This window comes from Olleya aquimaris, from assembly GCF_003259525.1.
Classification (GTDB): Bacteria; Bacteroidota; Bacteroidia; order Flavobacteriales; family Flavobacteriaceae; genus Olleya; species Olleya aquimaris.
This window is the reverse complement of record NZ_QLLO01000001.1, coordinates 55,488-73,417: the sequence shown is the minus strand read 5'-3', so window position 1 is coordinate 73,417 and position 17,930 is coordinate 55,488. Positions and strand designations below refer to the sequence as shown.

Sequence of the window (17,930 nt, the reverse complement as noted above, 5' to 3'; positions counted from 1 at the left end):
GCAATTTGAGTAATTAAAAGGCGCTTATTTTAAGAAATAAACAATAGAATAATCTCAATAAAAACACACAATAATTGCGAAAACGTTTTCGTAATAATTAAAAATTTGAATAAAATTTACTAAAAAGTCTTTTTTGTTGAGATTAAAGCAATTCCGTTAATATGAATTTAATAAAAAAGCAACATACAAATTAATATACCCCTCAAAAAATAGGGGTATAATTTTAATATTAATAAAAATGAGTGTTGAAACCCTATTTTTTTAGGGGTTAATTATTTTTTAATATAGATTTGAAAACGAAAACTAATTGAAAACTAATTATTAACACAGAAATATTATGAAACAATTATTGACCCTTACACTTCTATTTGCAACAACAATTTTAATTGCACAGGACGAGACAACTACTCCAGAAAAAAAATTCACTTTCGAAGGAAGTGTTGATGCTTATTATCAAACATATTTAACAGCTTCTGATGATTCAGGACAATCATTTGGGACTGCTTTTGCAGGGCAAACAGGATTTGCTTTAGGTATGGGTAACATTATTGCTAGCTACGAAAGTGGAAAAGTAGGAGCTGTACTTGATTTAGTAACTGGACCAAGAGGTGCAGGAGCAACTTTTAGCAATGATATTGTTGATGGAATTGTAAACCAAGCTTATGCTTACTGGAATGTTTCAGAAAAAACAACCTTAACAATGGGACGTTTTAATACCTTTTTAGGTTACGAAGTTATTGCACCAGCAGCAAACTTTAACTACAGTACCTCTTATTTATTTTCTCACGGACCATTCTCTCATGTTGGTTTAAAAGCTGATTTTGCTTTATCTGATGACTTTAGCTTAATGTTAGCAGTGATGAACCCTTGGGATACTAATGACACTTCTTTTACAGGTGAATATTCATTTGGTGCTCAATTAGGCTATTCAGGTCAATTCTTAAATTTTTACTATGACAGTGGTAATAATGGAGGATTAGGTTTTGAAGTTGATTATACTGGTGGATTTGATGTGTCTGAAGATTTATTTTTAGGAATTAATGCTGCATACAATGACAATGATGGGAGTGGGTTTTATGGAGCTGCTATATATCCTCAATTTGCAACATCAGACGATTTTAGCATTGGGTTAAGAGGAGAGTATTTTGGGTATCACGATAAAGATATTGATGATTTACCAAGTGTATTTGCTGCAACTTTAACAGGAAGTTACACAGTGGACAGCAATTTAATTATTAAGCCAGAAATTAGATTAGACTCTTGGAGTAATAATGATGCTGCATACTTTGATGCAGATGGAGAAGATGCAAGTAGCTTATCTGCGTTTACATTAGCAGCTATTTATAGATTTTAACTAACTAAATATTAATAAGGTTTTCGCTATAGCGGAAATTAAAAACTCAAAAAAATGAAAAAAGTTGAAGCAATTATCAGAAAATCTAAATTTTCTGCAGTTAAAAAGGCACTACATGAAGTAGGTGTTAATTTCTTCTCGTATTGGGATGTTACAGGACTTGGAAACGAAAAAGAAGGTCACGTTTACAGAGGTGTGTCTTACAGTACAAGCGATATACAAAGACGTTACTTATCCATAGTTGTAAATGACGATTTTGAAGAGGTAACCATCAAAGCCATACTTGAGGCAGGTAGCACTGGTGAAGTAGGTGATGGTAAAATATTCGTTTCAAAAATCGATGAAGTTTACAGAATAAGAACAGGAGAAAAAGGCGGTAACACTTTAAAATAAAAAACATGGAATTACTTACAACAAATAATGTATGGATGATGATCTGTACAGCACTGGTTTTCTTTATGCACTTAGGATTTGCATTTTTAGAAATTGGACTGACACGTCAAAAAAACACAATTAATATACTTTTTAAAAACATTTTTATAATTACAGTAGGACTGCTATTGTATTGCTTAGTGGGATTTAATTTAATGTATCCAGGAGAATTTAATGGTTTCTTAGGATTTGCAGGATTTGGTTTAGACGCTCCTTTAACTGCAGAAGGCGCTTTAGATTTAGCTTATAACGAAGGGTATACTTACTGGACAGACTTTTTGTTTCAAGGGATGTTTGCAGCTACTGCAGCAACAATTGTTTCTGGAGCTGTAGCAGAGCGTATGAAAATAGGACCATTTATGGTCTTTACCATACTTTACGTTGGATTAATTTACCCAATAGCAGGATCTTGGAAATGGGGAGGCGGATTTTTAGACAGCTTAGAAACCCCTTTTTATGACTTTGCAGGTTCTACGTTAGTACACTCTGTTGGTGGATGGGCTGCTGTAGTAGCAGTTTGTTTATTAGGCTCAAGAATTGGTAAATTTAAAGATGGTAAATTACAAGCCATACCAGGACATAACATTCCGTTAGCAACAGCTGGAGTATTAATCCTTTGGCTAGGATGGTTTGGATTTAATGGAGGTTCTGTATTATCTGCAGATCCATCTTTAACTTCGTTAACATTAGTAACAACCTGTCTTGCAGCAGCAGCTGGAGGTGTTGTTGCAGCCCTAACCTCTACTGTATTACATAAAAATTTAGATTTAACAATGTTCTTAAACGGAATCTTAGGAGGTTTAGTTGGTATTACAGCAGGAGCTGACCAAATGAGCCCAACAGATGCTGTAATAATTGGAGCAGTAGCTGGTGCTATTATTGTATTTGCAGTATCGTTAATTGATAAGTTAAAATTAGATGATCCTGTTGGTGCCATAGCAGTACACTTAGTATGCGGTATCTGGGGAACATTAGCAGTAGGTATTTTTGGAAATTTAGCAAGTGGTGCACAGTTTGTAAGTCAGCTAATTGGTGTGGCTTCTTATGCAGCTATTTGTATAGTGTCTTCGTTTATAATCATTTTTATTATGAAGAAAACCGTTGGTATTAGAGTTTCTGAAAAAGAAGAATTAGAAGGACTTGATGCTCATGAACATGGGATGGATGCTTATCCAGACTTTAGACTAAATGAGCATTAGAATTTAGTTAGTTTGTTTGAAAAACCCTCAAGGCATTATGCTTTGAGGGTTTTTTTTGTATGATTTTTTCAGCAAAAAAAATACCCAGTAATATAATTACTGAGTATTTAACGACTAATAATAAAATATTATATAATTGTAGATTGTCCTAAATGAATATTAGCAAAGTTAATATTCGTATCATTTGGGTTACTTATAAAATCGGCTATAAAATCGCCCACTTTAGAAGTGGTAACATTATCGTTTTTAGTATTTAAGTCAGGAGTTGTTATTTCTAATTTTAAAGATTTATCAACCCCTTTTTTTATCAGTTCTGCTTCGTCATACAATCCAAAATGTTCTAATAACATAGCAGCACTTAATATAGAAGCAATTGGGTTTGCAATACCTTTACTTGTTGCTTGTGGATATGACCCATGAATAGGTTCAAACATGGCGTATTTGTCTCCAACAGATGCTGAAGCTAATAATCCAATAGATCCACCTATAACACTAGCTTCATCGCTAATAACGTCTCCAAATAAGTTTTCTGTTAATATTACATCAAACTGTTTTGGATTTAAAATCATTTGCATAGCTGCATTATCTACAAATAAAAAGTCTAGCTCCACATCTGGATAATCTATTGCTAATTCAGTAACCACTTTTCTCCATAAACGAGAGGTTTCTAAAACATTGGCTTTATCAACTAAAGTCACTTTTTTCTTTCTGCTTTGAGCAGCTTTAAAAGCTAAATGTGATATACGTTCGATTTCTTCACGAGAATACTCACATAAATCGGATGCTGAATTACCGTCTTCGCTTAGATACTTTTTTCCAAAATAAATTCCTCCAGTTAATTCTCTATAAATACTAATGTCTGTCCCGTTTATAATATCTCTTTTTAAAGGAGATTTATCTAATAGCGTCTCATAGGCTTTAACAGGTCTAATATTGGCGTATAATCCTAATTCTTTTCTAAGCTTAAGTAATCCTTGTTCTGGACGTACTTTTGCGTTAGGGTTATTATCGTATTTTGGATGACCTATCGCACCAAATAAAATGGCATCACTAGACTTGCATAAGTCTAAAGTTGGGTCTGGTAAAGGATTGTTATGTTGGTCTATTGCAATAGCACCTACAGGAGCTTCTTTAAACAAAAAGGTATGGTCAAACTCTAAAGCAATAGCTTTTAATACTTTTATGGCTTGGTCGGTGACTTCTGGACCAATACCATCGCCTGATAAAACTGCTATATTTAATTTCATTTTATATTTAATTAGTCTGTTTTTTTAGCTTCAAAAGCTGTAATCATTTCTTTTTTACTTAATAAATAGTCTATATCATCATAACCATTAATCATACAGGTTTTTTTGTAAGCATCAATCTCAAAAGATTCACTAAAAGAGGTGCCTTCCACTGAAATTGTCTGAGCTTCTAGATTTACTTCTAATTTAATTTCAGGTTTTTCAGAGACTTCAGTCAATAACACGTTTAAAAATTCTGGAGAAACTTGTACTGGTAGTAACCCATTATTTAATGCGTTTCCTTTAAAGATATCTGCAAAAAAACTAGACACAATCACCTTAAAGCCATAATCGTTTAAAGCCCAAGCTGCGTGTTCTCTACTAGATCCACACCCAAAGTTATCTCCAGCAACCAGTATACTTCCAGAGTATTTAGGGTTATTTAAAGCAAAGGATTTGTTTATTGAACCATCTTTATTGTATCTCCAATCTCTAAACACATTGTTGCCAAAACCTTTTCTGTCTGTTGCTTTTAAAAAACGAGCAGGAATGATTTGGTCTGTATCTATATTTTCAATTGCTAACGGAATTGCTGTAGATTGTAATGTTGTAAATTTTTCCATCTTAATTTAATTGTTTAGTGATATCCACAATTTTACCCTCTACCGCTGTAGCTGCAGCCACTAATGGGCTAGCTAAAATAGTACGTGATCCTTGTCCTTGTCTACCTTCAAAATTTCTATTAGAAGTTGAAACACAATATTCGCCTTGCGGGATTTTATCGTCATTCATTGCTAAACATGCACTGCAACCAGGTTGACGTAACTCAAAGCCTGCAGCATCAAAAATATCCTTTAAACCTTCTTGAATAATTTGAGCTTCAACTTGTTTACTTCCTGGTACTAACCAAGCAGTGACATTTTCTGCTTTATGTTTTCCTTTAATGTAGTTAGCAGCAACTCTAAAATCTTCTATTCTAGAATTTGTGCAACTGCCAATAAACACATAATTAATGGGTTTATTAATAAGAGACTCACCTTTCTTAAAATTCATATATTCCAAAGATTTCTCGAAAGAGGCATCATTTACCGATGGTATGTTTTCGGATACTTTTATTCCCATTCCAGGATTTGTACCATAAGTAACCATAGGTTCAATATCTTCTGCATCAAAAAAGTATTCTTTGTCAAAAGTCGCTCCTTCATCTGTAGATAATGTTTTCCAGTAGGCTACTTTTTTATCAAACGCTTCTCCTTTTGGTGCAAATTCGCGTCCTTTTACGTAATCAAAAGTAGTTTGGTCTGGTGCAATCATGCCACCTCGTGCTCCCATTTCGATACTCATGTTACAAACTGTCATACGACCTTCCATAGACATGTTTTCAAAAACATCTCCAGCATATTCACAGAAATATCCTGTACCTGCATTAGTACCTAATTTGGCGATAATATATAAAATGACATCTTTTGGTAAAACCCCATTTTTTAATTGACCATTAACAGTTACTCTTAAACTTTTTGGCTTGGTTAATAACAAGCATTGACTAGCAAAAACTTGAGCCACTTGGCTGGTACCAATACCAAAAGCAATAGTCCCAAAAGCACCATGAGTTGAGGTGTGAGAATCGCCGCAAACAATGGTCATTCCTGGTTGTGTAATCCCTAGTTCTGGAGCCATTACGTGGACAATTCCATTGTATTTATGACCTAATTGGTATAGGGTAATATTATTTTTTTTACAATTTTCAGACAGTTGTTGTAATTGGTTTCTAGACAACAAATCTTTGACAGGTAAGTGCTGATTTAACGTTGGTGTGTTATGATCTGCGGTAGCCACAATTTGGTTAGGTCTAAAAATGGGAATGTGACGTTGTTCCAACTCGTTAAACGCTTGTGGGCTTGTAACCTCATGAATTAAATGTTGATCTATATATAAAACTTGAGGACCATCTTTAATAGTATCCACTACATGAGCATCCCAAACTTTATCAAACAGTGTTTTTGCCATAATTAAGCCGATATTATTTGTTGATACACATTACTAGTTTCAATAATTTGATAAATGTCAGTATCGTTTATTTCTTTCTTTTTATCTGCAAAATCAAGAAAATTAGCATACACATCATCCAATTGCAATTTGGTTAACTCATAACCAACGTTTTTAGCTCTGTAAGCCAAAGCAGCCCTTCCGCTTCTAGCGGTTAAAACAATTGCAGATTCTGTAACACCAACATCTTTAGGGTCAATAATTTCGTATGTTTCACGGTTTTTTATCACACCATCTTGATGGATTCCAGAGCTATGCGCAAATGCATTAGCACCTACAATAGCCTTGTTTGGCTGTGTGTAAATACCCATACTATCACTTACCAATTGACTGATACCATATAGCCTAGTGGTATCAATATTGGTGTCTAGATTTAAATAAGGGTGCTGTTTTAAAACCATAACCACTTCTTCTAAAGCGGTATTTCCTGCACGCTCACCAATACCGTTTATGGTACATTCAATTTGTCGCGCACCATTAATAACACCTTCAATAGAATTTGCAGTAGCTAGTCCTAAGTCGTTATGACAATGACAAGATAAAATAGCTTTTTCAATACCTTTAACGTTTTCCATAAGGTATTTCATTTTTGCACCATATTCGCTTGGTAAACAATAACCAGTGGTATCCGGAATATTTAAAACTGTTGCACCAGCTTTAATAGCTGCTTCACAAACTCTAGCTAGGTACTCGTTGTCTGTACGACCAGCATCTTCAGCATAAAATTCGACATCTTCTACAAACGATTTTGCGTAAGCTACAGCATCAAAAGCACGTTGTATAATGGTTTCTCTGTCTGATTTAAATTTAAATTTTATATGCGAGTCAGAGGTGCCTATCCCAGTATGTATTCTAGGTTTTTTAGCATATTTTAAAGCTTCAGCTGCAACTTTTATATCATTTTCTACAGCACGTGTTAATCCGCAAACAGTAGCGTTTTTTACGATTTTAGAAATGGCCTCAACCGATTTAAAATCGCCTGGACTAGAGACTGGAAAGCCAGCTTCAATGACATCTACACCTAAGCCATCTAATTGTTTAGCAATAACAACTTTCTGTTCTGTATTTAATTTACAACCAGGTACTTGCTCGCCATCTCGAAGCGTAGTATCAAATATTTGAATCTTGTTTTTTGACATTTTAAGAGAGAATTATTTTTCTTTTGAAAGACTAATTTATACTTTGGTTATCTGTTACAATTATTGAACATTGTATATGTTACGATGTTCAACTAATAAAATGCAATACAAAACACTGATAATCAAAGCTTTAAACAACAAATTAGTTGATGACTAAAGAGCAAAAAGATAATTTATTTTTATTGGTTAAATCCTTAACTAAATCTGAAAAACGTCAATTTAAATTGTATGTTGGTCGACTTGGTGTTAATTCTGATTCTAAATTTTTAAACCTTTTTAATCTCTTAGATAAAGCACAGGTTTATGACGAAACAAGTATTTTAAAAAGTGGAATTGTTAAAAAACAGCAATTAGCAAATGTCAAAGCCCATTTATATAAGCAGATTCTAATAAGCTTAAAATTAAATCCATCGCACCAAAATATCCGCTCTCAGATTAGAGAACAATTGGATTTTGCTTCCATTTTGTATCATAAAGGATTGTATAAACAAAGCTTAAAAATTTTAGATAAGGCAAAAGAATTAGCTATTGTTAATGAAGAAAAAAACTTAGCTTTTGAAATTGTAGAGCTTGAAAAAATTATTGAAGCTCAGTACATCACCAGAAGTATTAGTAATCGTGCAGATCAACTAACCATTCAAGCAAAAGAATTAAGCGAGTTAAATGTAATTACAAGCAAACTTTCTAATTTATCATTACAGCTGTATAGTATTATTTTAAAAACAGGTTACGTTAAAAACGAAGCAGAAAGCAAAGCCATTACCAAATATTTTAACGATAGATTGCCAAAACTTACATTCTCTGAATTGGGTTTTAGAGAAAAACTATGGTATTACAAAGCACATTTGTGGTATAGTTTTTTAATGCAAGATTTTTTAAACTGCTATAAATACGCGTTAAAATGGGTTAACTTATTTTATGAAAACCCAAATATGATAAGCTTAAATCCAGTTTTTTTCTTAAAAGGAAACAACTATTTACTAGAAGCTTTGTACTTTATAAAAAATAAGCCAAAATTTATTAGTAAGCTTAATGAATTTAATACCGTAGTTAGTCAATCCAATTTTCCAAAAGACGAAAACGTATCTACGTTAGTTTTTTTATATGGTAATTTTCATAATATCAATCAGCATTTTATAGATGGTAGTTTTGAAGAGGGTTTGATAATGATACCAAAGATAGAAGCAGAATTAACCCAGTTTGAAAGTAAAATAGACGAACATCATAAAATGATTTTTTACTATAAGTTTGCTAGCTTACATTTTGGAGTAGGAAACAATAAAGATTGCATAAAATATTTAGATAAAATTATATCTAATAAATCCTTGTCAATGCGTGAGGACCTTCTTTGTTTTTCTAGGGTTCTTAACCTTGTGGCACACTACGAAGCAGGTTTAGATTATCATTTAGAATCTTTATTACGTAGTACGTATAAGTTTTTAATAAAAATGAATGACTTACATGAAGTCCAAAAAGAAATGATAAAATTTATAAGAGGGTTGCAAGATATTTATCCACAGGATATTAAATCCGAATTTAAAAAATTACTAGAAGTTTTAAAACAATATGAAGACCATCCATACGAGCGTCGTGCGTTTTTATATCTAGATATCATCTCTTGGCTTGAAAGTAAAATTGAAAACAAACCAGTAGGCCAAATAGTAAAAGATAAATATTTACAACTTTATGCCTAATAATCTGATTAAGAAATAATAAGTAAAATTCTAAACTGTTTTTAAAATAAATGTTTAGCATTTTAGTTAGTTATACAAGGCTTAATAAAATATTAAGTGTAAAGTCATATAACCAAGTTGTCAAAAATCATACTAAAAACGACTAAATTTAGCATTTTAACGATAAAAATAGCGTTTTAAAGAGGTTTTTATATAAAAAAGGGTTTTAAAAGTTTTGATAGCATAGTTTTTTTCATACATTTACACCCTCAAATCAGCGATGAAGAAAAAGAAAACATTAATAGCTACAGTCTTATTTTTATTAATAAGCGTAATTGGTGTGTCTCAAATTGTGACACCACCACCTCCACAACAACCACCTCCACCTGGTCTTCCTATAGATAATGGTGTTGTTATTTTAGTTGTTATGGGATTAATTTATGGTGTTTACAAACTTATCTTATCTATAAAAAAATCAAACGTTTAGTTCGGTTAAACGTTTTACATATTTTCCTATTACATCAAACTCTAAATTTACTTTAGTGCCTTTTTTAAAGGTTTTAAAATTTGTATGCTCAAAAGTATAAGGTATAATTGCAACACTAAAGCTGTTTTTAGCCGAATTTACTACTGTTAAACTTACTCCATTTACTGTAATAGATCCTTTTTCAATAGTGATATTGTTTAGTTTTGGATCATACTCAAAAGTATATAACCAGCTTCCATTAGTTTCTTTAGCTTCTATACATGTAGCAGTTTGGTCCACATGACCCTGAACTATGTGACCATCTAATCGATCACCAAGTTTCATAGCACGTTCTAAGTTTACTTGGTCGTTAACTTTTAAATCACCTATATTACTTTTATCTAGAGTCTCTTTTATTGCAGTTACAGTGTATTCATTATTATTTATTCTAACAACAGTCAAACACACACCATTATGTGCAACACTTTGATCTATTTTTAATTGGCTAGTTATATCACTAGCAATAGTGATATCTAGATTACCTTTTTTGGTAGATAATTGCTTTACGGTGCCTAGTGTTTCAATTATTCCTGTAAACATAAACTTAATCGTATTATTTAGTTAAATTTGCTTTGGTAAATTTACAAACAATAGTTAGTAGTATTAATGAAGAAAGAAGAAAATATTAAAGTAGGAATTTCTATAGGCGATCTTAACGGTATTGGAGCAGAAGTTGTTTTAAAAATTTTTGAAGATAATAGGATGTTAGAGTTTTGTACGCCAATTATTTTTGCATCTATAAAAACCATGAGTTTTGTAAAAAACCATTTTAACTTAGATATTAAATTAAATGGTATTCATACTGTCGGACAGGCTTTAACTGGTCGTGTTAATGTATTAAATTGCTGGAAAGAAAACGTTAATATTATTTTTGGACAAGAAGATTTAAAAATTGGTGAGTATGCTATAAAATCTTTAGAACAAGCAACAAAAGCATTAAAAAACGAAGATATTGACCTTTTAGTAACCGCTCCAATAAATAAGCATAATATTCAATCTGAAACTTTTAAATTTCCGGGACATACAGATTATTTAAACCAAGAATTAGAAGGTAATAGTCTTATGTTTATGGTAACAGAAGGGTTAAGAATAGGATTATTTACAGATCATGTCCCAGTAAAAGATATAGCCAACCATATTACACCACAACTTATTGAAGAAAAAATAAACACCGTATACGCTTCTCTCAAACAAGATTTTAAAGTTAACAAACCTAAAATTGCGGTTTTAGGTATTAACCCACATACAGGAGATAATGGTGTAATAGGAAACGAAGACGATGAGGTATTACGCCCTACCTTAAATAAAATTAAAGAATCGGGTAAATTAGTTTTTGGGCCATATGCAGCAGATAGCTTTTTTGGTTCTAACAATTATAAAAACTTTGATGCTATAATTGCATCCTATCATGATCAAGGATTAATACCATTTAAAACTTTATCCTTTGGACAAGGAGTTAATTATACTGCAGGATTAAACCGTGTCAGAACTTCACCAGATCATGGAACAGCCTATGAAATAGCAGGAAAAGGGACTGCAGACATTAGCTCTTTTAAAGAAGCTATTTTTACCGGAATTAAAATTTTTAGAAACAGAAAAGAGTATCAAGAGATCAGTCAAAACCCACTAGGATTTTCCAAACGAAAGATATAAACAAAAAATTGTTTATAAGTCTACTAAATAAAGAAAATTTTATATATTTGCAGGCTCAAAATAGATGTGGTAATGAAGCAATTAAAAGAATTTACAATACCATTTGTAGGTTTAAAGGTAGGAAAACATCATTTTGATTATAGTATAGATCAAACGTTCTTTAATCATTTTGAGTATGAAGACTTTAATTCTTGCAACATACAGGTTGATTTAATATTAGAAAAAAAATCAACGTTACTAGAATTAAATTTCCAAATTACAGGAACAGTAAATGTAAACTGTGATGTTACTAACGAGCCTTACGATCAAGCCATTTCTAATGAGTTTGAATTGGTAGTAAAGTTTGGCGAGGAATATAACGACGAACATATTGACATATTAATTATTCCACATGGCGAATATGAAATTAATATCCAACAATATATATATGAATTAGTCGTGTTAGCATTACCAAGTAAACGTGTGCATCCTGGAATTGAAGACGGAACATTAGATTCAGAAATACTTGATAAATTAGAAGAACTTAGCCCAAAGCTAAAAGACACAAAAGAAGACAAAGAGGAAACAGACCCTCGTTGGAATACATTAAAAAAACTATTAACGGATAAATAACAATATAAAATGGCACATCCTAAAAGAAAAATCTCGAAAACTAGAAGAGATAAGAGAAGAACACATTACAAAGCAACTGCGCCACAAATTGCAACTTGCCCAACAACAGGTGAAGCTCACTTATATCATAGAGCACACTGGAGTGAAGGAAAACTTTACTACAGAGGTCAAGTGTTAATTGACAATTCAGTAGAAGAAAACGAAGCATAATTATTATGCACGCATATAATAAAACGCTCATTCGTGGGCGTTTTTTTTATGATTAATTTTTCTTTACGTTAAAAAGCATTTACTTTGCATAGAATTAGTCCTAAAATGACTAATTTTATTAAATTAAAGTCAAATTTGGTCATTTTTGACCTTTTTTTGACTAAAATAGCTAAAATATGAGCAAAATTTCTGCTGCAATTACCGCTGTTGGTGCCTATGTGCCAGAATATGTATTAACCAATCAAATTCTTGAAACTATGGTTGATACAAATGACGAATGGATAACCACTAGAACGGGAATCAAAGAACGTCGCATTTTAAAAGGAGAAGGAAAGGGGACTTCTTACATGGCTATAAAAGCTGCCAATGACCTTTTAAATAAAAAAGGCTTAAACCCTAAAGATATAGAACTAGTTATCGTTGCTACCGCAACACCAGATATGCAAGCAGCATCTACAGCTGCTTATACTGCAACACAAATAGGAGCTACCAATGCCTTTTCTTTTGATTTAGAAGCAGCTTGTTCTAGCTTTTTATATGGTATGTCTGTAGCTGCAAAATATATAGAGTCTGGTCGATATAAAAATGTTCTTCTAATAGGTGCAGATAAAAACTCTTCAATGATTAATTATGAAGACAGAGCAACATGTATCATATTTGGAGATGGTGCAGGAGCAGTTTTGTTTGAACCAAATACAGACGGTTTAGGGCTTCAAGACGAATATTTAAGAAGTAATGGAGATGGACGAGAATTTCTTCAAGTAAAATCAAGTGGTTCTTCTTATCCAGTCACTAAGGAATCAATAGACAGAAAAGAAAACTTTGTTTTTCAAGATGGTAAAACCGTCTTTAAAAACGCGGTTTTTAATATGGCAGATGTTGCAGTTAAAATTTTAGAGCGCAACAACCTTACAAAAAATGATATTGCATGGCTAGCAGCCCATCAAGCAAACAAAAGAATTATAGATGCAACTGCTAACCGTATAGAATTAGAACCTGAAAAGGTGATGATGAATATTGAAAAATATGGTAATACAACTTCAGCAACCTTACCATTATTATTAAACGATTACGAATCACAATTAAAAAAAGGTGACAATATTATATTTGCAGCTTTTGGAGGTGGTTTTACTTGGGGTTCTATTTATCTTAAATGGGCTTACAATTCTTAACAAACTAACTAAAACTAAATTAATAACTTAATTATTATGGATTTAAAAGACATTCAAAACTTAATTAAATTTGTTGCCAAATCTGGTGCAAGTGAAGTTAAATTAGAAACAGAAGACGTTAAAATAACTATAAGAACAGGTTCTGAAACAGAAACAACTTACGTTCAGCAAGTACCAATGCAAGCACAAATGCCAATGCAACAAGCGGTACCTCAGGCTCCAGCACCTGCACCTGCTGCAACAACAGATGCACCTGCAGCTGCTGACGAAAATTCAAAATATATAACTATAAAATCACCAATTATTGGTACATTTTATAGAAAACCTTCTCCAGATAAACCATTGTTTGTAGAAGTTGGTCAAACCATAGCAGTAGGTGATGTACTTTGTATTATTGAAGCTATGAAGTTATTCAACGAAATAGAATCTGAAGTATCAGGTAAAATTGTTAAAATTTTAGTTGACGATTCTTCTCCAGTAGAATTTGACCAACCATTATTCTTAGTAGACCCATCTTAAATTTAGGTTATTAGTGCTTTCGATTTATCTAAAAAAATCGAAAAGTAAAATAATCCAATTGTCTAATTATCTAATTTAATAAAGATGTTTAAAAAAATATTGATTGCCAATAGAGGAGAAATAGCACTACGTGTTATTAGAACCTGTAAAGAAATGGGCATTAAAACAGTAGCAGTATACTCTACTGCAGACGCAGAAAGCTTACACGTTAAGTTTGCAGACGAAGCAGTTTGTATAGGTCCACCAGCGAGTAGCGAGTCTTACTTAAAAATGTCTAATATTATTGCTGCAGCAGAAATCACTAATGCTGATGCCATACACCCTGGATATGGTTTTTTATCTGAAAACGCAAAATTTTCTAAAATCTGTGAAGAACATCAAATAAAATTTATTGGTGCTTCAGAAGAAATGATAGACAGAATGGGAGACAAAGCAAACGCCAAAGCAACAATGATTGCAGCAGGTGTACCTGTAGTCCCAGGAAGTGACGGTATTATTAAAGATTTTAAAGAGTGCCTTAAAGTTGCAAAAGAAACCGGTTACCCAGTCATGCTAAAAGCATCTGCTGGAGGTGGAGGTAAAGGAATGCGTGCTGTTTGGAAAGAAGAAGATTTACAAAATGCTTGGGAATCTGCTAGAACAGAATCTAAAGCAGCATTTGGTAATGATGATATGTATATGGAAAAGCTTATTGAAGAGCCTAGACATATCGAAATACAAATTGTTGGTGACTCTACTGGTAAAGCTTGTCATTTATCAGAAAGAGATTGTTCTGTACAACGTCGTCATCAAAAATTAACAGAAGAAGTACCTTCTCCTTTTATGACAACTGCATTGCGTAAAAAAATGGGTGAAGCAGCAGTAAAAGCAGCAGAATATATTAAATACGAAGGTGCAGGAACCGTAGAGTTTTTAGTAGACAAACACAGAAACTTCTACTTCATGGAAATGAATACACGTATTCAAGTAGAGCACCCAATTACAGAACAAGTTATTGATTTTGATTTAATACGCGAGCAAATTTTAGTGGCTGCAGGTGTGCCAATTTCAGGTAAAAACTATACACCTAACTTACACTCAATTGAATGTCGTATTAATGCAGAAGATCCGTATAATGATTTTAGACCATCTCCTGGAAAAATAACAACACTACATGCGCCTGGAGGACATGGAGTTCGTTTAGATACGCATGTTTATGCAGGTTATAGTATTCCGCCAAATTACGATTCTATGATTGCTAAGTTAATTACAACAGCGCAAACACGTGAAGAGGCAATTAATAAAATGAAACGTGCTTTAGACGAGTTTGTTATTGAAGGTATTAAAACTACCATTCCGTTTCATAGACAATTAATGGATCATCCAGATTATTTAGCTGGTAATTACACAACAAAGTTTATGGAAGATTTTGTTATGGAAAAACCAACAGAAGAATAAATATTAAAAAACTCCGAAATGAATTTCGGAGTTTTTTTTTGTTAGCCAAAAAGCTTCTGTATATTTGAATATAAATCTAAAGTAAATGAAATTATCTAATAGCTTAAAAGCTTGTTTGTTACTCCTCTTTTTTGGGCTAACCTCTTGTTTTGAAATCATAGAAGAAATAGACTTGAAAAGTGATGGTACAGGCACAATGACGTTTACTTTAAACATGAGTAAAAGTAAAAGTAAGCTAGCTTCTATTATGCTTTTAGATTCTATTAATGGATATAAAGTGCCTTCTAGAGCAGACATCCAAAAAAGCTTAGACCAAATGGTGTCTGAATTAAACAAAGCAGAAGGATTAACTAACATCAAGAAAACAGCAGATTATGATAACTTTATATTTTCTGTGAAGTGCGATTTTAAATCTATAGAAAACATCAACAAATTAACTAACAAAGTAGCAGGAGAGCAAAAGCATAATACAGGATTAAACGCTTACTTTTTTGATAAGAATAATGGAAGTTTTAAAAGAAAATACACCTATTCTAGCGACGTAAAAAAACAATACAATAAGCTAAAATCCGAAAACAAAAAAGTATTTGATGATGCCTCTTATACCGTAATCTATAGATTTGATAAAGAAGTGGAATCTCAAAACAACAAACAAGCTAAAGTCTCTAATTCTAAAAAAGCAGTTATGCAACGTGTTAGCGCATTAGATATTATTAACGGAACAGGAAACTTTAGTACACAGATAACATTACAAAAATAACCTCAAACTAATAAACCAATGAAACAATTACTTTGCTTATTATTATGTATATCGTCATATACATTTGCCCAAAACACAGCTTCAAAAATACCCAGTGACGCTTCAATAGTAGCAACAATTAAAGGCGAAAATTTATTACAATTAATATCTATGGAAGAGTTAAACAACTCTTTTTTAGGATCAGAAATTTTAAAAGAATTATCTAGAGGAGGCAACACTTATTCATCTTTAGAAGATTTTGGATTTAATTTAAATGCGTCTGCACATTATTTTATGCAAGTCAACGATAGCATTAATTATAATGCTTTTGTTATTCCATTAAAAAATGTAAGTCAGTTTGAGGACTTGATTACTAGATCTAATAAAGAAGAAATAGTAAATCAAAACGGAATAAAAACTATTTCTGGAGACAATAGTCCTGCAATTGTTTGGGATAATACGACATTAGTGGTGGTTATGGGAGATACCAATTATGCTTATTTTGAAAACGAAGACGTGTCAGAACGCTATGGTATACAGACCGAAAATTACGGTTGGCCAGAAACAGCTTATGAAGTAGAAGCTATACCTGCTCCAGCTGCAGCCTATGAAGAAGCAGATGAAGATGTGGAAGTAGAAATAGAAGAAACAGTTATAGAGTCTGCAGAAGATTATAATTATGAAGACGAAGAGATTGAAGAAACAGTAATTGAATCTACTGAAAGTTACGATTATGATGAGGAAGAAGTTGAAGAAACAGTTATTGAATCTACCGAAGGTGAAGATTATAACTACGACTATTACGACAATCTAAACTCTAGTTATACCTTAAAAAGAGAACTTGCTAAACAATGGTCAATGTTAAAGGCAAAACAAATCTTGATGCAACCAGAAAGCAATTCTATCTTAAACAATAAATCGTATGTAAAAAGCTTAGACAATAAAGCAGAAGCAACACTTTGGGTTAACGATTTTGGACAATTGTATGCTAGTTTTTTAAGCAATTCTTACTACAATAATATGCTAGGCATGGATTTAGCAAGTATGTATGCTAATAATGGTCTGACAGCTAAATTGTTTATGGAAGACGATAAAATGATGTTGAATACAACGTATACTATGTCTGATGAGATGGCAAGTAGCTATAAAAAAATGACTTCTAGAAAACTTAATAAAAAGTTTTTAAATTATGTTAATGAAGATAGAATGATTGGTTACTTAAGCTATTCTGTAGATACAAAAGCAACCCTGGAAGAGTATCCAAAACTTATGAAATCTATTTATGGAAGCATGCCCTATTATGGTGAAGAAGCTAGTTTAGGTATCGACTTGTTTTCATTATTATTAGATGAAGAAGCAGTAGCTAAAGTATTAAAAGGCGATATGTTGTTTTTATTATCCGGAATCTCGCAACAAGAAGTAACTTATACTAGCTACGAGTATAATGATGATTACGAGTATATTGAGGTTGAAAAAACCAAAACAGAAACCTTACCAGACTTTTTGTTAATGGCATCTACAGAAGATCCAAGTATGTTAACCAAGTTAATTAATTATACTAGAAATAAAGAGATGGTGACCTTTCAAAATGGGTATTATACGTTTAAAACACCACAAAGTCCTTTAGCAGTTCATTTTATGATTAAAGATGGTATTGTGTTTTTAGGTACATCAGATTTAGAAATGAGAAAAATTGTTTCAGGAAATTTTAATGCTAAAGTCTCTTCAACACATAAAAAAATGATGCTAAACAATAGCTATTCATTTTTTATAAGCGCAAAACAATTGGCATCACAATTACCTATTAAAGAAATGGGTATAGATAGATCAGGAAAACTAGAATGGTTTTTAAATACGTCTGAAGATGCTTATATGAAAGCGTCTAAAATAAAAGGAAATACTTTAGAGACAGAACTAGTAGTTAACATCCCATCTACAGAAGAGAATGCTTTAAAATACATGTTCAATATTATTGAAACATTTGCAAAATAAT

The 17,930-nt window shown here is 32.2% G+C and carries 18 protein-coding genes; 13 read left to right on the top strand and 5 right to left on the bottom strand.

Translation table 11 applies throughout. From position 1 onward, the window contains the following. Positions 1-337: 337 nt before the first annotated feature. From LY08_RS00320 to LY08_RS00310, 3 genes are read left to right on the top strand one after another with little or no spacing between them, the layout of a single operon-like run. Positions 338-1,354 carry an outer membrane beta-barrel protein gene (locus tag LY08_RS00320; protein ID WP_111658441.1) on the top strand — a complete coding sequence of 339 codons (1,017 nt, stop codon included), beginning with the start codon at positions 338-340 and terminating at the stop codon, positions 1,352-1,354. Between the two features lie 54 nt (positions 1,355-1,408). Then, positions 1,409-1,747, top strand: a complete 339-nt coding sequence (locus LY08_RS00315) for a P-II family nitrogen regulator (RefSeq protein ID WP_111658440.1) — start codon at positions 1,409-1,411, stop codon at positions 1,745-1,747. Between the two features lie 5 nt (positions 1,748-1,752). Beyond that, a complete protein-coding gene (locus tag LY08_RS00310; protein ID WP_111658439.1) occupies positions 1,753-2,985 on the top strand; it encodes an ammonium transporter in 1,233 nt (410 codons plus the stop codon). Positions 2,986-3,113: 128 nt separating this feature from the next. Here the strand turns inward: LY08_RS00310 and leuB are convergent, their stop codons facing one another. From leuB to LY08_RS00290, 4 genes are read right to left on the bottom strand one after another with little or no spacing between them, the layout of a single operon-like run. Then, positions 3,114-4,232 carry a 3-isopropylmalate dehydrogenase gene (gene leuB, locus LY08_RS00305; RefSeq protein WP_111658438.1) on the bottom strand — a complete coding sequence of 373 codons (1,119 nt, stop codon included), beginning with the start codon at positions 4,230-4,232 and terminating at the stop codon, positions 3,114-3,116. Between the two features lie 11 nt (positions 4,233-4,243). Further along, on the bottom strand, positions 4,244-4,834 hold the full coding sequence (gene leuD / locus LY08_RS00300) for a 3-isopropylmalate dehydratase small subunit (protein ID WP_111658437.1): 591 nt from the start codon (positions 4,832-4,834) through the stop codon (positions 4,244-4,246). 1 nt (position 4,835) lies between these two features. Continuing rightward, positions 4,836-6,218, bottom strand: a complete 1,383-nt coding sequence (gene leuC / locus LY08_RS00295; RefSeq protein ID WP_111658436.1) for a 3-isopropylmalate dehydratase large subunit — start codon at positions 6,216-6,218, stop codon at positions 4,836-4,838. Positions 6,219-6,220: 2 nt separating this feature from the next. Beyond that, entirely contained in the window at positions 6,221-7,396 is a 1,176-nt protein-coding gene (locus LY08_RS00290; protein WP_111658435.1) for a 2-isopropylmalate synthase, read from the bottom strand. Between the two features lie 149 nt (positions 7,397-7,545). On the opposite strand from LY08_RS00290, the gene LY08_RS00285 reads away from it, so the two are divergent. Both LY08_RS00285 and LY08_RS00280 read left to right on the top strand, forming a co-directional pair. Beyond that, positions 7,546-9,090 (top strand): hypothetical protein, encoded by a 1,545-nt coding sequence (locus tag LY08_RS00285; RefSeq protein WP_111658434.1) that lies wholly within the window; start codon positions 7,546-7,548, stop codon positions 9,088-9,090. Positions 9,091-9,349: 259 nt separating this feature from the next. Continuing rightward, positions 9,350-9,556 (top strand): hypothetical protein, encoded by a 207-nt coding sequence (locus tag LY08_RS00280; protein WP_111658433.1) that lies wholly within the window; start codon positions 9,350-9,352, stop codon positions 9,554-9,556. On the opposite strand, the gene LY08_RS00275 is transcribed toward LY08_RS00280, so the two are convergent. Further along, complete coding sequence (locus LY08_RS00275) at positions 9,545-10,135, bottom strand: riboflavin synthase (RefSeq protein WP_111658432.1); 591 nt, start codon at positions 10,133-10,135, stop codon at positions 9,545-9,547. The genes LY08_RS00280 and LY08_RS00275 overlap by 12 nt on opposite strands. Positions 10,136-10,201: 66 nt before the next feature. On the opposite strand from LY08_RS00275, the gene pdxA reads away from it, so the two are divergent. From pdxA to LY08_RS00235, 8 genes are all read left to right on the top strand, one after another. Beyond that, complete coding sequence (pdxA, locus tag LY08_RS00270; protein WP_111658431.1) at positions 10,202-11,248, top strand: 4-hydroxythreonine-4-phosphate dehydrogenase PdxA; 1,047 nt, start codon at positions 10,202-10,204, stop codon at positions 11,246-11,248. A 72-nt stretch (positions 11,249-11,320) separates the two neighbouring features. Continuing rightward, a complete protein-coding gene (locus tag LY08_RS00265; protein WP_111658430.1) occupies positions 11,321-11,860 on the top strand; it encodes a YceD family protein in 540 nt (179 codons plus the stop codon). A 9-nt stretch (positions 11,861-11,869) separates the two neighbouring features. Next, positions 11,870-12,070: a 50S ribosomal protein L32 gene (rpmF, locus tag LY08_RS00260; RefSeq protein WP_111658429.1), complete on the top strand. Its 201-nt coding sequence runs from the start codon at positions 11,870-11,872 to the stop codon at positions 12,068-12,070. A gap of 176 nt (positions 12,071-12,246) precedes the next feature. Beyond that, entirely contained in the window at positions 12,247-13,242 is a 996-nt protein-coding gene (locus tag LY08_RS00255; protein WP_111658428.1) for a beta-ketoacyl-ACP synthase III, read from the top strand. Positions 13,243-13,278: 36 nt separating this feature from the next. After that, complete coding sequence (gene accB, locus LY08_RS00250; protein ID WP_111658427.1) at positions 13,279-13,761, top strand: acetyl-CoA carboxylase biotin carboxyl carrier protein; 483 nt, start codon at positions 13,279-13,281, stop codon at positions 13,759-13,761. A gap of 84 nt (positions 13,762-13,845) precedes the next feature. Then, a complete protein-coding gene (accC, locus tag LY08_RS00245) occupies positions 13,846-15,198 on the top strand; it encodes an acetyl-CoA carboxylase biotin carboxylase subunit (RefSeq protein WP_111658426.1) in 1,353 nt (450 codons plus the stop codon). Between the two features lie 85 nt (positions 15,199-15,283). Further along, positions 15,284-15,958 carry a hypothetical protein gene (locus LY08_RS00240; RefSeq protein WP_111658425.1) on the top strand — a complete coding sequence of 225 codons (675 nt, stop codon included), beginning with the start codon at positions 15,284-15,286 and terminating at the stop codon, positions 15,956-15,958. Positions 15,959-15,976: 18 nt separating this feature from the next. Then, complete coding sequence (locus LY08_RS00235; RefSeq protein ID WP_146603180.1) at positions 15,977-17,929, top strand: hypothetical protein; 1,953 nt, start codon at positions 15,977-15,979, stop codon at positions 17,927-17,929. Position 17,930 lies beyond the last annotated feature (1 nt).

Bases quoted from the DNA above. Each gene is read 5' to 3' on its own strand.
- leuC (WP_111658436.1), bottom strand. From the start codon at position 6,218: ATGGCAAAAACACTGTTTGATAAAGTTTGGGATGCTCATGTAGTGGAT.
- LY08_RS00275 (WP_111658432.1), bottom strand. From the start codon at position 10,135: ATGTTTACAGGAATAATTGAAACACTAGGCACCGTAAAGCAATTATCT.
- LY08_RS00290 (WP_111658435.1), bottom strand. From the start codon at position 7,396: ATGTCAAAAAACAAGATTCAAATATTTGATACTACGCTTCGAGATGGC.
- LY08_RS00280 (WP_111658433.1), top strand. From the start codon at position 9,350: ATGAAGAAAAAGAAAACATTAATAGCTACAGTCTTATTTTTATTAATA.
- pdxA (WP_111658431.1), top strand. From the start codon at position 10,202: ATGAAGAAAGAAGAAAATATTAAAGTAGGAATTTCTATAGGCGATCTT.
- LY08_RS00265 (WP_111658430.1), top strand. From the start codon at position 11,321: ATGAAGCAATTAAAAGAATTTACAATACCATTTGTAGGTTTAAAGGTA.
- rpmF (WP_111658429.1), top strand. From the start codon at position 11,870: ATGGCACATCCTAAAAGAAAAATCTCGAAAACTAGAAGAGATAAGAGA.
- LY08_RS00310 (WP_111658439.1), top strand. From the start codon at position 1,753: ATGGAATTACTTACAACAAATAATGTATGGATGATGATCTGTACAGCA.
- leuB (WP_111658438.1), bottom strand. From the start codon at position 4,232: ATGAAATTAAATATAGCAGTTTTATCAGGCGATGGTATTGGTCCAGAA.
- LY08_RS00285 (WP_111658434.1), top strand. From the start codon at position 7,546: ATGACTAAAGAGCAAAAAGATAATTTATTTTTATTGGTTAAATCCTTA.
- LY08_RS00235 (WP_146603180.1), top strand. From the start codon at position 15,977: ATGAAACAATTACTTTGCTTATTATTATGTATATCGTCATATACATTT.
- LY08_RS00315 (WP_111658440.1), top strand. From the start codon at position 1,409: ATGAAAAAAGTTGAAGCAATTATCAGAAAATCTAAATTTTCTGCAGTT.
- LY08_RS00320 (WP_111658441.1), top strand. From the start codon at position 338: ATGAAACAATTATTGACCCTTACACTTCTATTTGCAACAACAATTTTA.
- accB (WP_111658427.1), top strand. From the start codon at position 13,279: ATGGATTTAAAAGACATTCAAAACTTAATTAAATTTGTTGCCAAATCT.
- accC (WP_111658426.1), top strand. From the start codon at position 13,846: ATGTTTAAAAAAATATTGATTGCCAATAGAGGAGAAATAGCACTACGT.
- leuD (WP_111658437.1), bottom strand. From the start codon at position 4,834: ATGGAAAAATTTACAACATTACAATCTACAGCAATTCCGTTAGCAATT.
- LY08_RS00255 (WP_111658428.1), top strand. From the start codon at position 12,247: ATGAGCAAAATTTCTGCTGCAATTACCGCTGTTGGTGCCTATGTGCCA.
- LY08_RS00240 (WP_111658425.1), top strand. From the start codon at position 15,284: ATGAAATTATCTAATAGCTTAAAAGCTTGTTTGTTACTCCTCTTTTTT.